This is a genomic window from Peribacillus sp. YIM B13481 (assembly GCF_042787985.1).
Taxonomy (GTDB): domain Bacteria; phylum Bacillota; class Bacilli; order Bacillales; family DSM-1321; genus Peribacillus; species Peribacillus simplex_A.
Genome location: NZ_JBHZPE010000002.1, coordinates 98,406 through 111,794 on the forward strand (window position 1 = coordinate 98,406; position 13,389 = coordinate 111,794).

The window sequence follows — 13,389 nt, forward strand, 5'->3', positions numbered from 1 at the left end:
TCCTATTGTAATACTGCTTTTTCTTCCAGTTCCTTCATGATGATCACACGGTTCACAGCGTTCAAATACGCTTTGGCAGATGCTTCCAAGACGTCCTGATCAAGACCGCGGCCGCTCGTTTCCACACCGTTATAATCAATTTTCACAAAAACCTGAGCAAGGGCATCCATACCGCCACCCACCGATTGAATTCGATAGTCCAGTAAGTTGATTTCACTGCCCAAACATCTTTCAAGCGTGTTATAGAGGGCTTCAACACTTCCTGCCCCTGTAGCCGCTTCCTGAATCTCTTCATTATCGCCTTTTTTCAGTGTAACCGTCGCTGTGGCAACTTGATGTGTACCGTGGGAAATCTGGAAAGAAATCAGGTCATAGAAACTGATATCCGTCGCTTTCTCTTCAAGCACCAGTGCCACGATATCTTCATCAGTCATGGTCTTTTTATTATCGGCCAATTCCTTGAATTGAACGAATAATGAGTTCATTTCCTCATCCGTTACCGTAAAATTCAACTCTTGTAACCTTTCTTTAAAAGCATGCCGTCCTGAATGCTTCCCTAAAACAAGTGAATTGGACGAAACTCCGACGAGTTCAGGTGATATGATTTCGTATGTCGTTTTTTCTTTTAACATGCCATCCTGATGAATGCCAGATTCATGTGCGTAAGCATTGGCGCCTATTATGGCTTTATTAGCAGGAACTTGCATTCCCGTAAGGCGGCTGACCAGGTCACTGGTCCTTTTAATTTCATTTAATACAAGGCCCGTTCCCGCTTGATAGAAATCTTTACGGATGTAGAGTGCCATAGCCACCTCTTCAAGTGCCACATTTCCAGCACGTTCACCAATGCCGTTGATTGTGCCTTCGACTTGTGTAGCCCCGCCTTCGATGGCAGCCAATGAATTGGCCGTTGCCATTCCAAGATCGTCATGGCAGTGTGCAGATAAGCTAACCTTATCAATAGAAGGAACATGTTCACGAAGGTATCTGAAAATGTTTCCGTATTCGATTGGAGCTGCATACCCTACAGTATCCGGGATATTAATGACCTTAGCACCAGCTTGAATGACCGCTTCAACGATTTCAGCCAAATAGTCAAGTTCCGTACGGCTTGCATCTTCTGCAGACCATTGCACGATCGGAAAACGCGCTGCTCCGTACTTAACCATTTCAACCGACTTTTCAATCACTTGCTGCTTCGACATTTTTAACTTATATTCACGATGAATGGGCGAAGTGGCGATGAACGTATGCAATCTCGGTTCCGCCCCGTCCCTTAATGAATCCCAAGCTGCATCAATATCTCCTTTTACAGCACGCGCCAGCCCCGTAACAGAGCTGTTTTTAATTTTGCGCGCGATTTCCTGTACGGAGTTGAAATCCCCTTTGGATGCTGCCGGAAAACCGGCTTCGATAATATCAACACCCAATCTTTCAAGCTGATAAGCAATTTCAAGCTTTTCGGTAAAATTCAAATTCACACCGGCTGATTGCTCCCCATCTCGAAGCGTAGTTTCAAATATATTAATTTTTCGCAACGGCTACCACTTCTTTCTCTTTTTGTTGAGGTTTTACGAATGGCATCATTTTTCTTAATTCACGGCCAACCACTTCGATTTGATGTTGGTTTTCACGATTATTGATAGCATTGAAGACTGGACGGTTCGCTTGGTTTTCCAAGATCCATCCTTTAGCGAACTCACCGTCTTGGATGTCTTTCAAGATCGCTTTCATGGCCTCTTTCGTAGTTTCCGTCACAACGCGTGGTCCAGAAACGAAATCTCCCCATTGAGCTGTGTCAGAAATGGAATAGCGCATGTTTTCCATTCCACCCTCATACATAAGGTCGATGATTAATTTAAGTTCATGTAAACACTCGAAATATGCCACTTCCGGCTGGTATCCAGCTTCTGTCAAGGTTTCGAAACCAGCTTTCACAAGGGAAGTCAATCCGCCGCAAAGTACGGCCTGTTCTCCAAATAGATCCGTTTCCGTTTCTTCCTGGAAAGTAGTTTCCAAACCGCCAGCTCTTAAAGAACCGATTCCCCGAGCGTACGCAAGTGCCAATTCTCTTGCTTCACCCGTAACATTTTGATAGATGGCGAACAATGCCGGCACCCCTGCACCTTGTTCATATGTACGGCGAACAAGATGTCCCGGACCTTTTGGAGCGACTAATAATACATCCACATCTGCCGGAGGAACGATTTGATTGAAATGGACGTTGAATCCGTGTGCGAACATTAACGCTTGACCTGCGCGCAATACCGGTTTGATTTCTTCTTGGTATACTTTCGGCTGAGTTTCATCAGGTAAAAGGTTCATGATTACGTCTGCCTGTTCAGCGGCTTCTTTAACTGTGTAAACATTGAACCCGTCTTCCACCGCTTTATCGAAGGATTTACCTTTCCTGATTCCGATGATTACTTCTACACCACTGTCACGTAGGTTTTGTGCGTGTGCGTGTCCTTGTGAACCATATCCGATGACCGCTACCTTTTTATTGTTGAAAAAATTCTCGTTTGCTTCTGCGTTATAATATACTTTTGCCATAATAATTACATCTCCCTTTTCTTTTCATTATTGTTTTTGTTTTTTTTATACAATTGTTGCGCTCTTGGCGTGTGCTATTTGCATTCCACGCGGGATGGCGGCTGTCCCTGTCCTTGCCAATTCCTTGATGCCATATGGCTTGATCAGTTCGATGAAGGCTTCGATTTTATCCGATTCCCCAGTGATTTGGACGGTCACGCTATCTTTACTGACATCAATTACTGATGCACGGAAGGGTTCGATGACTGAATAAATCTCAGCTCGGGTATGTGTTGTCACCAATATTTTGATGAGTGCAAGTTCCCTCGCCACAATGGATTGATTCGTAATATCATATACTTTCAATACTTCGATCTGCTTGTTTAATTGCTTGGTGATCTGTTCAACGACTGTTTCGTCATCAACATCGACCACGAAGGTCATCCTTGAAATGCCTTCCTGCTCGGATGGGCCGACAGCCATGCTTTCAATGTTATAATTTCTTTTCGTGAACAGATTCGTAATCCGATTCAGGACGCCTGGCCGGTTGTTCACGGTGAGGCTTAGAATTCCTTTCATTGATTAAACTCCTTCCATTTCATCAAGCCCTTTTCCTTGTGCTACCATCGGAAAGACATTTTCTTTTTGCTTTACACGGAAATCGATTAATACCGGACCATCTGTCGCTAACGCTACATCCAGGCAGTTGCTGGCTTCTTCCTCCGTCGTCACCTTGTAACCCGGAATTCCATAAGCATCGGCTAATTTCACAAAGTCCGGATGCGATTGAAAAATACTGTGTGAGAAACGGTTATCATGAAAGAGTTCCTGCCACTGCCTTACCATCCCGAGTGCCCCGTTATTGACAATGATGATTTTGATCGGCAGATTCATTTCGGCAATGACCGATAGTTCTTGCAGGCACATCTGGAAACCGCCATCTCCCGATATGGAAAGCACCGTCGCTTTCGGATTCGCCAGTTGTGCTCCGAGAGCCGAAGGTAAGCCAAAGCCCATCGTTCCGAGTCCACCGGAAGTGACCCATGAATTCGGTTTGTTAAACGGATAGTATTGCGCTGCCCACATTTGATGCTGTCCAACATCCGTCGTAACAATGGCCTCCCCTTTCGTTTTTTCATGAAGCATCTGGATGACCCGCTGTGGTTTCAGCACACCTTCTTCATGTGTATAACGCAATGGGAACTCTTCATTCCATGCAGTCAGCTGTGTGGTCCATTTTTCAATTTCCGGCTTCTTGCCATTTTGTGCGATTAACTCCGTCAGTGCTTCCTTAGCACTTCCGACAACTGGAATTTTCGTCGGTACATTTTTACCGATTTCCGCTGGATCAATATCGATATGGGCCACCGTTGCATGCTGTGCGAACTTCGCTAGATTTCCAGTCAATCGATCATCGAACCTGGCACCGATATTGATTAATAGGTCACATTTCGATAACGCCATGTTTGCTGCAAAACAGCCATGCATACCACCCATTCCGATAAAGAGGGGGTGTTCCGCCGGAAAACCTCCAAGACCCAATAAAGTGTGGACGACGGGAATGCCTTGCTGCTCGACATAGTCCTTTAATAGGTGAGATGCCTTCGCATGCAGGACGCCTGCCCCTGCAAGAATGACCGGTCTTTTCGCTCCACTTACGGCTTCAACAAGCTTTCTGATCTGTAAGTAATTCGGCTTGGTCGTCGGCTGATAACCAGGGAGATCCATTTCTGGCTCCTCATCCGTGTATGCACCTTCTAAAATGGCCATATCTTTAGGTATATCAATTAATACTGGGCCAGGCCTGCCGCTTGAAGCGATATAAAAAGCTTCTTTTATAATGCGCGGGAGGTCTTCCGGCTTTCTTACCTGGTAATTATGTTTTGTAATCGGTGTAGTGATCCCCAGTACATCCGCTTCCTGGAATGCATCTGAACCAATTACGCTGGTAGCGACCTGACCCGAAATAACCACAAGCGGCAATGAGTCGATCATTGCATCAGCCAAACCAGTGACAATGTTCGTCGCCCCTGGACCGGATGTGACTATGACCACCCCCGGCTTGCCGGTTATCCTGGCGTATCCTTCCGCTGCATGGATCGCACCTTGTTCGTGTCTTGTCAAAATATGAAAAAGCTCTGAACTGTAAAGCTTGTCATAAATCGGCAATACGGAACCACCCGGATATCCAAAGATGACTTCAACATTTTCCTTTTTCAATGCATTCAGCAGAAATTCGGCACCACTATAATGTGTCTTTCCACCGTTCCGATCAGCGACCACTGATTTTTGTGTCATTTCGTTAATACCCCCTTCACTTTCCTATAAAATAATTTCCCAAGATTCAGAATTTTCAGCTTTTAAGGCATACAAAAAAGCCTTTTCACCCCAAATGTACTTGCACTCGGCAAGTTAAAGGGGTGAAAAGGCTTGATGAGCCACTCCACGGTACCACCCTTTTTCGCATGAAACTCCATGCGCACTTTGAATAGTCTACACTATTCTCTGTTTTGGTAACGGGTACTGGTACGCACCCGTTCAGCCCTACTAGTCTGACGTTCAAGCTGAAACTCCAAGGTGAGTTCATCTTTTGGGACAATACCGGCTCTCAGCTACCCGGCTCTCTGTGACTGCCTTTTTAAAAGACTACTTATCCTCTTCAATGTTTTTCGCATTATTCATATTTTTCGAAACGCTTATGTTTGATGTCTTGTATTTGTGATTATCTTACGTGTATTTCATGTAGTAGTCAACAGGTTTTTGAGAATTTTTTGATAATTCTAAATTGCGAGTTTTGTTGTATACGCTTACATACCTATCATGACCACATTCTATAAATAAGTTATTTCAATTATTAATTTTTAAAAATGTTAGATTTCAGAGTTAGAATTTTAAATTTATAAAAAACTTATTCATCAGAAACTCCAATTACGCATCCATGTATTTCCATTACCCACTCATATGCGGAATCACCCATTATTCCTTTTGGCTTCATTTCTAACTGTCAATCTCCTTTATGAAAAGGGGCGTTAACGCAACTCTTGATAAATACTTGGCCTAAATCCCTTTTGAAGATCTCTCGTAGATAAACCGCCCGACATCCCAAGATGCGGAAAATCCCGGAACGATTCAAAATCCCCCCTAAACAAATACCAGGGATTTTGCCATGGCTGGTACTCTTGTCCACTTTTCTTCCTCTGTCCACAATGCCCGCTCGCCGTCATCACTAACAATGATAAAATCTACAGCAAGTCCATAGTTATGCAAGGGTTGGCCCGCTCTGGCATATGTCACGATCGGCTTTGATTTATTCGTTCTGCCTTATTCATAAAGAAACATCGGTAACCAGCCGTGATTTGAACAAATATCCCCGCTTCATAAGCTAATTTAACCACTTCAAGTATCGACTCGTTCACGACCGGGTCCATTTTACTTCCCGTGTTCCCCTTTGCGCGATTCAACAAGGTTTGTAATTTGATAGCCATTCTGGCGCCTCCCCTATATTTAATGCGCCTTGCCGCAGACGGCAAGGCGCATTATCTAAATATATGACCAGAAGAAATGGAAGGGGTGCTGGATTTCCCATCATGCAAAAGGGCTGAACACAGGAGGATATAATCCAACCCAAGTGTCCAGCCCCCTGGTTCATTTAGCCAAAACATCCTCGTATTCTGCATTTTTTTCAAACTGTTTTTGAACGAACGAACATACTGGAACAATTCTAAGTTTTTCCTCACGGGCGAATCCTATTACCTTTTCGACAAGGGCATTTCCTACCTTTTGCCCGCGAAGCTTGTCAGAAACTACGGTATGATCAACTGTGATTTCATCATCACCTGATTTAAAAAATGTGATTTCTGCCAGTTTCTCGCCAGATTCTTCGACAAAAAAAGAACTTTCACCTTTTTTGATATCCACCATCTCGATGACCTCCTTTTAATTCCTTTTTATCATATCTCACAAAATGGAAATTAACCAAATATTTAAAGCTTACTCAAATTATTGCTATGTGAAGTTTACTTACAAATAAAAGAGGGATGATAAAAAATGATCCAAGGTAGGTAAATGACATGACTTGGAAATCATGATTGATTTTCCAGCTAACTCCGAGACGATTTTCCGAAGATATATTTCCCGTAAAGCCTAGAATTCACTGAAACTGAGGTGTTCGTACTGCATGAAATCTTTTAACAAGGTTTTTCTTACTCTTGCACAACCATAATGTAATTCAAAGTTTTTCAAGCTTCTGTTTTTTTATTGCAACTAATAAATGGAAGGAATCTTTCCATGATGGTGTTAGAATAAGTAAATAGCAGAAACTAAAAAACTGCCCTTTATAGGATAGGGCAGACAGACTGTAGACAAACTCGATGAAAATCGAGTTTGTCTACAGTTTTTTTTGAGGGTTTTAAAAATTCGAACGTTGATTAGAACGTAGGGCACTCGCTTTCCGCGGGCGGTCCGGGGAGCCTCCTCGGCGCCTTTGCGCCTGTGGGGTCTCCCTTGGACGCGCTTTTCCCGCAGGAGTCTCGTCCCTTCCGTTCCAATCAACTTTGTTTTAACAATTAGATATAACCCTTTTGCCTGCAGTCTTTTTTGTTTTAAAATTTTAAAGTACTCAACAACAAATAAAGAGGGATATCGTGAGTACAAATCTCCCAAACACATTTGTAAGACATGTTCATTTTTATCACAGTGTACAGAAAGCAAAGACCATCAAAAAGTGGTGACGCGCCATATCTGGCAAGAAAATATGGAAGAAGCAGATCACCTGCGTCATCATCAAGATGTAAAACCTATCTATGCGAAACGCAAGGAAACGATTGAGCGTGTATTCGCAGATGCAAAAGAAAAGCATGGGATGCGTTGGACTGCTTTAAGGGGACTTAAAAAATTGTCGATGCAGGCGATGCTTACTTTCGCTGCCATGAATGTAAAGAAGATGGCCAATTGGACATGGCAAGGTCCAAAAATGGCCTAACATAGTGGGCTCGTAGAGACCTAAGCTCTTAATCTTGAGAAAAATTCCAAGAAATATCAAAAGGGGTTCGGAATTAATACATTCCGAACCCCTTTTGTCGACAAACCGACTGCCCTATATAGGATAGGGCAGAGCGTTATACTTTTATGGACAGAAAATATAAAATAATGATCGATAACAATATGACCATAAAAACAGCGATGAGAATTACGTGCGCACTCGAGGGCCGAAACGTCCCTTCATTGATTTGCCGCTTCTTCTGCAGATAACCGAACGTCGCCAGCACCGTAATCACAAGGCCCAATGCACATGCAAACATCCCCAGTATGATACTGATCAAGTCTATTCGGGCATCCCGATGCACACCAATCGTAAAATGCAGGCTCGTCGTGAGAAAGCCAACCCCCACTATCGCAATCACCGTTCTTATCCACGCCAAAAAGGTGCGTTCATTAGCCAGATGCTGCTGAGCATATTTCAATTGATTTTTCTCCATGTCATCACCTTAATTGAACATTTTTGAATCAATTCTTATGTAACTGATGTGAAAGACTCGTAACACATCTTAATCCGCCGCCTTCAGGACTCGGGCCTCTCATTATCAGTCATCTCTTAAGGAACGACATGGCCCTGAACATAGACCCGACAAACATTAGGCCTGCGCCGCCAAGCAATAAATATATACATTGTGTTTTATCAATAACATCCAAAGGATAAAGCAAGGCACCCAGTGCAATGATTGTCCCTATCCCCGTTATGGTCCATCCTATTTTTTTCATTCGCAACTCCTAAAAATGATGTATTTAGAGAAGGTCCTTCAAGGGTTCCCCCTAAGTTTTACAAACAGGACCCCTCACTAATAGCTTAAACCATTTAAAAACCAACAACAAGTGAGATATCATAATTATCTTCCCACGAAAAAAAGAGCCATAATGACTCCCTATTTTGAATATCCCATTTTCAGCTGTCCTTTTTATCCTTTTCCATGTATTCTTTTATCTTTCTATCTTCCCACTAAAGACGTAAAGCTCCCATGTGCAAAGATTGCTATGCCATGCACCAGAACTCCAATCCTCCACCCTCCAAATGGATAAAGGAACCCCCAATAACCAGGATCCGACAATAGGTGACACCGTTAAATGAATGAAAATGCCTTAAGGTTTTCCACCCTTTTTTTTGCTCTTAAATATCCATCTCCATTCTCCATCCCAGCACCACCTAATCGTAAACACTAAATATTACCATCAGCTATAATACGTAATTCATCTAATTTAAATTATGAGACGAGATGTGTTAACGCTAAATCGAGAACCAGGAATTCGGAGAGATAAGTCAGTTGGATTTCGCTTTATTGTATCCCCGTTCCTCATATGGCTGTATTTTTTCCATCCACACTTCTTCAAGTTTTTTCAATTCGCGTTTTGCATCGAAAAATCCTGTTTCTTTCGGCTTCAATACCTCCAGTATCTCAAAAGAAAAAGCTTCTTTCCCATATTGATTCCATTCACCTTGCAGCACTTTATTGGTGTTCGTTCCCATTTCCAATTCAAATTGTTTACCCTTCAACGTCTTTAAATTTCTGGTGCTGCCGATAAAGATTTTATTATTTACCGTATTTCTTATTTGGTATACACCCGCTTCAACCTTCGTTTCTTTATATAATTGCTTCAATTCTTTTTTACGATCCATCTTCCTTGCCTCCAGTCATCATTTTTTCAGCCAATACTGGCTTCCATCAGGCATCCTATCCAAGAATCCATATTCTATTAAATATCTTCTCAATAAAACATGATCATGATAAACGGCACCCAATATTTGATTGATTTCTTTTTCTTCGTATTTTCGCTCATTTTCAAAACGCTTCGTAATTTCCAGGAGAATGATTAGCCTTTGTTTTTCTTTTGGCGGGAAAGACTTTAATCCACCCTGACTGCCTTTAGGGAAATACTTTTTCAGCACAGTAATCTTTTCATCCTCGGTAACGTTATAACGATCATCGACCATCCTTGCTTTTTGATGAAGGGGGATGAACGCCGGCGCATATTCATCTTTATCTTTCAAAAGTTCCATCATGGCTAAAAACAACTTAGCCTGCCGCTCTTTCTCTTTCAACACAAAGCGATGGTTACGAATTGTGGAAGAACTTCCAATCCCCATTTCCTCCTGAACCTCAGCATCATTCTTCCCCTGGTAAAAAAGGCGAAGAAGGCGATTTTGGTGGTCCGTAAGACCTGTAAGTTTTTTATCCAGATCAATCAAGTATTCAAAAACGGAACGATGTGCACGCTCAATATGAATCCGCATATACCTCTCAGCTTCATAAAGAACCCCATCTTCCGGATATACTATTCCCTTTTCAATTGCAAGTCCGCACAGTAAACAAATATACTGGCTCCCTTCTTCGATATACCCTTGTTTAAGCTCATCTTGGGATGCGCTCCAAAACATTTCAGCGTCCTTCATAAAACCAAACACTTCCTCATAAAGTTTATAATATACTAAACATAATATTAATTTGTTTGAATTATGTCAATGTTTTTACGGTTTTTTTTATAATTGCACCAAAGGATATACGGATTATACCAGCATTCTTGAAAGTCGGAAGGGATTCATAAAACGAGGGTGGCAGGGTAGTGAACAAAATTTCAGGGAGCCGGGAGATGGACCTTTCACCATTCAATCAAGTTAATGATCCCCCTGGTACTATTCCGCTATAATGCAATTAATAATGGTGGAGCGTAAATGTCGAAATATAGCCTTCATCTATCTTATCTAAAGGCTGTTTTCACATACTTTGTTGCTATTTACCAGGTAGTGAGTTGTGGTTGATTCCCCTCCAGATGCTCGCTTTCCGCGGGGCGGGCGGTGAGCCTCCTCGGCGTAAACGCCTGTGGGGTCTCACCTGTCCCGCTGCTCCCGCAGGAGTCTCGCACTTCCGCTCCAATCAACCTTAAATAGTTTCGTTTTAAAAACAACAATCTTTACGAAAAGAGCCTATCTAAATAATATGCTGTATAAGAGCGATAAAGCTTTTAGAGGAGGATATATCATTGAAAGATGAACACGAACAGATTGTTTCTTCAAACCAAACCATAACCATTTGGCATTTCATCATTTATCGGAACAATTCAAGGCATCACTGCCAGAATTACGTTATACGATTATGAAATACTTTTACAAACCCAATCAAGTACAAATCAACTAAGTGAAGAAGATGATAAAAGCTCCAAACCTTAAATAGAACTTGATAAATATAAAAAAAAAGCATCATGCTTCAGTTTGTAGACACAAGGGGCCTTCTTTGGAACGGGTGTGCGAGACTTCTGCTTAGAAAAGCGCGCTCAGGGGAGACCCCGCAGGCACAAAGGCGCCAAGGGCGGACCGCCCGCGGAAAGCGAGTGCCTTGAGGTAACGTTCAAATTGTACAAACCCAAAAAAACTGCAGACAAACTCAATTTTCATCGAGTTTGTCTGCAGTTTGAAGCATCCATGATTGGATCCTTTTTTCTATGGGGCATATGAAATTCGTAGTATAAGTCCTTTGTTAAAGCTTATTAAGTATTAGCTTGGCACAAACTTAAGTATTCCTTCCAGATAAACACCTTGTTCTTTTCGCGAGCATTCCCTCAACTTGATTCTTCCCTCTTTTTCTAGCTCCTTGGCTAATTGGACTACCTTAGTTCCATCTTCGGATATTTCGACTGAAAAGAAATTGCCCCGAGTGGAAGTTTGAATGAACTTGAATAATCTATCTTTATTCATTTAAACATCTCCTTATTCATAACAAGTTCGACATAAAAGATCATCCACCTGCGATAAATACGAAATAAAAAACTTCTTTTCTGCATACAACCAATATTAATTCAATGGATGCAAAAGGAAATGCATTCTTTCTACGTTCATTTCATATTCCCTCGGTAACCTAAAACAGCTCAGAAAAAGTAAAAAAACCAAAACCTTTAGAAGGTTTTGGCTTTTTTCTGTTAGTGTCCCAGGAGAGATTCGAACTCCCGACCGACGCCTTAGAAGGGCGTTGCTCTATCCAGCTGAGCTACTGAGACGTATCGCTGTTTTTCTTCAGTTCAGTATAACGGTCACTTTTCGAACTTAGACCGTAATCGTGATTTTTATTATAACTTAGTATAATACTCATTGCAATACTAGTAATATTATATTTTGAGGTGGGTTAGAATTACGACTAACAAATACTCAAACCATTTGGCAAGCATTCCTATGAAACACCTATATAGGCTCAATGACATCATTGTTAGCTTAGCTAGTATATTACATCATTCAAGTATTAATCCAATACAATGACACTCGCACTCCTACTTTAGAAACAACTTTCTCTATTGATACAATAAAAAAACATCCACTATTTAGATGGATGCCTTCTTACAATTATTTAGCTTGTTCTGTAGCAATTCTTTTAAAATATCAATAGCATTTTCTTCACTTGGGTCATTTGTTCCAAGTTCTCCTTGGAAAGCTTTAGACAAAATAGATTGTTCAAGAAGTTCTAACTTTGATGTTATCTTAACAAATCCACTGCACGGGACAAAAAAGGTGAAGAACGTGTCTCTCGTGATGACTTAACATTTGAGCCATCAAATAAACAGTTAAATTTCACCAACTACCATTTATTTCAAGAATGACGAACTTTGGCTTTTAAGAACTGTTGATACTTCACAAAAGTGTTTGTATACTGACTGACACATTCATCAAAGGACTGATGCTCAAAGAAGTTTAACTTAGCAACTAACTTATAAAGATCTGTGTTTCTTGAGCCTCTAATTAATTCCACTTCGCATCCTAATAACACTCTTAATTCTTCAAGGTGATTAGAAGCAATGGATCGAATTAAGTCTGTTCCCTCTTTTTTATAAGACTCAATAAATACGGAGGCTGTTTGGTCTTTCTTATAAACAAAAACAAACTTCCACGGAATGTTCAAAAACTGATGTCCGACAAAGTAATCTCTTTTGCCACCATAGCGAGCCGTATATTCCGTTTTCGTATTTACGAAGTTTGAAATTTCCTGCAAAAAGGTTGATACATCTTGATCTATGCTAATTTTTCGTTCTTTAGCTGCAGTCTTCTTATTAATATAATAGTCCTCAAGCTTATATGGTGGAATAATTTGATTTGTGTCTAAGATGATCTGATCCTCCAACTTATAAGGTTTAATCGTTACACATTTTATATCAATGCTATTCTCATACAACCATGTGCAAACGGAAAGAATTCTCTTATCAATATCTTTTCCAACTATGATAATCCGTTGGCTATTGTTAAGGATGCTGTTTAATTCCTCTTCGATCTCCACTTCTAAAAATTCCATCAGTTCATCCTTAGCATTAGTTACTGCAGAATTCACCTTTACATATTCTTCGTAAGTCTCCAGAATATCATTTGGACTTAGTCTTGCACAATATGAAGCATATTTCAGAGCTTGGAAGTCGGCATTGCTACCCGTTGCGTCTCTTTTCACTTCAATGATCACTAAATTACCTTCTTTATCGATCGCTAGAAGGTCTAGCCGTTCATTCACTTCAAATTTATCGTATTCATGGGCAATTATCAGTAGGTCTTCACCTAATACATCTGGGCTTTTACGTATCCACTCTTCGATGTGTTGCCGCTCTTTCAAATCATTTTCGGTGAAAGTAGTTTCTTGGATTTCTTCTAATCTATTATTGACTGCATCTAATCTATACACTCCTGTTTTCCTCCTATTGCTTAGTTATCATTGATTGTATTATGTATCAATTAGATCACCAAATTCTCGATGTAGTAGAATTGCCTGAGACATACCCAATGATTCCATGACCTGCCCCGCTGTATCTCTTTTACTTTACTGCTCGTAATACTTCTCC

The 13,389-nt window shown here is 41.1% G+C and carries 13 protein-coding genes, 1 tRNA gene, 2 pseudogenes and 1 other annotated feature; of the genes and pseudogenes, 1 reads left to right on the forward strand and 15 read right to left on the reverse strand.

Translation table 11 applies throughout. The annotated features are described in order from the left end of the window. Positions 1 to 2: 2 nt before the first annotated feature. From ACFX4X_RS01950 to ACFX4X_RS01980, 7 genes are all read right to left on the reverse strand, one after another. The gene (locus tag ACFX4X_RS01950; RefSeq protein ID WP_284470080.1) at positions 3 to 1,538 is read right to left on the reverse strand and encodes a 2-isopropylmalate synthase; all 1,536 of its coding nucleotides are present in this window, start codon (positions 1,536 to 1,538) and stop codon (positions 3 to 5) included. Then, a complete protein-coding gene (gene ilvC / locus ACFX4X_RS01955) occupies positions 1,525 to 2,553 on the reverse strand; it encodes a ketol-acid reductoisomerase (RefSeq protein WP_061464283.1) in 1,029 nt (342 codons plus the stop codon). The genes ACFX4X_RS01950 and ilvC overlap by 14 nt, the downstream gene beginning before the upstream one ends. Before the next feature lie 45 nt (positions 2,554 to 2,598). After that, the gene (gene ilvN, locus ACFX4X_RS01960; RefSeq protein ID WP_061464284.1) at positions 2,599 to 3,111 is read right to left on the reverse strand and encodes an acetolactate synthase small subunit; all 513 of its coding nucleotides are present in this window, start codon (positions 3,109 to 3,111) and stop codon (positions 2,599 to 2,601) included. 3 nt (positions 3,112 to 3,114) lie between these two features. Then, positions 3,115 to 4,830, reverse strand: a complete 1,716-nt coding sequence (gene ilvB, locus ACFX4X_RS01965; RefSeq protein ID WP_317776880.1) for an acetolactate synthase large subunit — start codon at positions 4,828 to 4,830, stop codon at positions 3,115 to 3,117. Between the two features lie 115 nt (positions 4,831 to 4,945). Next, positions 4,946 to 5,204, reverse strand: a binding site (T-box leader). 469 nt (positions 5,205 to 5,673) lie between these two features. Beyond that, a complete protein-coding gene (locus ACFX4X_RS01970) occupies positions 5,674 to 5,799 on the reverse strand; it encodes a M15 family metallopeptidase domain-containing protein (RefSeq protein WP_284470078.1) in 126 nt (41 codons plus the stop codon). Positions 5,800 to 5,822: 23 nt separating this feature from the next. Further along, positions 5,823 to 6,017, reverse strand: a complete 195-nt coding sequence (locus ACFX4X_RS01975; RefSeq protein WP_284470077.1) for a M15 family metallopeptidase domain-containing protein — start codon at positions 6,015 to 6,017, stop codon at positions 5,823 to 5,825. 160 nt (positions 6,018 to 6,177) lie between these two features. Continuing rightward, on the reverse strand, positions 6,178 to 6,453 hold the full coding sequence (locus tag ACFX4X_RS01980) for a GNAT family N-acetyltransferase (protein ID WP_089361687.1): 276 nt from the start codon (positions 6,451 to 6,453) through the stop codon (positions 6,178 to 6,180). A 649-nt stretch (positions 6,454 to 7,102) separates the two neighbouring features. Between ACFX4X_RS01980 and ACFX4X_RS01985 the strand changes: the two are divergent. Further along, positions 7,103 to 7,513 (forward strand): annotated as a pseudogene (locus ACFX4X_RS01985) (transposase); the annotation flags it as partial. 136 nt (positions 7,514 to 7,649) lie between these two features. Here ACFX4X_RS01985 and ACFX4X_RS01990 read toward each other — a convergent pair. The 8 genes and pseudogenes from ACFX4X_RS01990 to ACFX4X_RS02025 all read right to left on the reverse strand — a co-directional run bounded on the left by ACFX4X_RS01990 (position 7,650) and on the right by ACFX4X_RS02025 (position 13,232). Further along, positions 7,650 to 8,009, reverse strand: coding sequence for a YidH family protein (locus ACFX4X_RS01990; RefSeq protein ID WP_061464288.1), 360 nt, complete (start codon positions 8,007 to 8,009; stop codon positions 7,650 to 7,652). A 109-nt stretch (positions 8,010 to 8,118) separates the two neighbouring features. Continuing rightward, on the reverse strand, positions 8,119 to 8,292 hold the full coding sequence (locus ACFX4X_RS01995; protein ID WP_167555994.1) for a hypothetical protein: 174 nt from the start codon (positions 8,290 to 8,292) through the stop codon (positions 8,119 to 8,121). A gap of 181 nt (positions 8,293 to 8,473) precedes the next feature. Then, positions 8,474 to 8,720 (reverse strand): annotated as a pseudogene (locus tag ACFX4X_RS02000) (2TM domain-containing protein). 125 nt (positions 8,721 to 8,845) lie between these two features. Then, positions 8,846 to 9,202 (reverse strand): GIY-YIG nuclease family protein, encoded by a 357-nt coding sequence (locus ACFX4X_RS02005; protein WP_061464289.1) that lies wholly within the window; start codon positions 9,200 to 9,202, stop codon positions 8,846 to 8,848. An 18-nt stretch (positions 9,203 to 9,220) separates the two neighbouring features. Then, positions 9,221 to 9,976, reverse strand: coding sequence for a DUF2087 domain-containing protein (locus ACFX4X_RS02010; protein ID WP_061464290.1), 756 nt, complete (start codon positions 9,974 to 9,976; stop codon positions 9,221 to 9,223). A 1,098-nt stretch (positions 9,977 to 11,074) separates the two neighbouring features. After that, the gene (locus tag ACFX4X_RS02015; protein ID WP_061464291.1) at positions 11,075 to 11,275 is read right to left on the reverse strand and encodes a hypothetical protein; all 201 of its coding nucleotides are present in this window, start codon (positions 11,273 to 11,275) and stop codon (positions 11,075 to 11,077) included. 225 nt (positions 11,276 to 11,500) lie between these two features. Then, positions 11,501 to 11,574: transfer RNA gene (locus tag ACFX4X_RS02020), tRNA-Arg, on the reverse strand. A gap of 584 nt (positions 11,575 to 12,158) precedes the next feature. Next, a complete protein-coding gene (locus ACFX4X_RS02025; protein WP_377381193.1) occupies positions 12,159 to 13,232 on the reverse strand; it encodes a hypothetical protein in 1,074 nt (357 codons plus the stop codon). Positions 13,233 to 13,389: the final 157 nt, after the last annotated feature.

Bases quoted from the DNA above. Each gene is read 5' to 3' on its own strand.
- ilvC (WP_061464283.1), bottom strand. From the start codon at position 2,553: ATGGCAAAAGTATATTATAACGCAGAAGCAAACGAGAATTTTTTCAAC.
- ilvN (WP_061464284.1), bottom strand. From the start codon at position 3,111: ATGAAAGGAATTCTAAGCCTCACCGTGAACAACCGGCCAGGCGTCCTG.
- ilvB (WP_317776880.1), bottom strand. From the start codon at position 4,830: ATGACACAAAAATCAGTGGTCGCTGATCGGAACGGTGGAAAGACACAT.
- ACFX4X_RS01975 (WP_284470077.1), bottom strand. From the start codon at position 6,017: ATGGCTATCAAATTACAAACCTTGTTGAATCGCGCAAAGGGGAACACG.
- ACFX4X_RS01980 (WP_089361687.1), bottom strand. From the start codon at position 6,453: ATGGTGGATATCAAAAAAGGTGAAAGTTCTTTTTTTGTCGAAGAATCT.
- ACFX4X_RS01990 (WP_061464288.1), bottom strand. From the start codon at position 8,009: ATGGAGAAAAATCAATTGAAATATGCTCAGCAGCATCTGGCTAATGAA.
- ACFX4X_RS01995 (WP_167555994.1), bottom strand. From the start codon at position 8,292: ATGAAAAAAATAGGATGGACCATAACGGGGATAGGGACAATCATTGCA.
- ACFX4X_RS02005 (WP_061464289.1), bottom strand. From the start codon at position 9,202: ATGGATCGTAAAAAAGAATTGAAGCAATTATATAAAGAAACGAAGGTT.
- ACFX4X_RS02010 (WP_061464290.1), bottom strand. From the start codon at position 9,976: ATGAAGGACGCTGAAATGTTTTGGAGCGCATCCCAAGATGAGCTTAAA.
- ACFX4X_RS02015 (WP_061464291.1), bottom strand. From the start codon at position 11,275: ATGAATAAAGATAGATTATTCAAGTTCATTCAAACTTCCACTCGGGGC.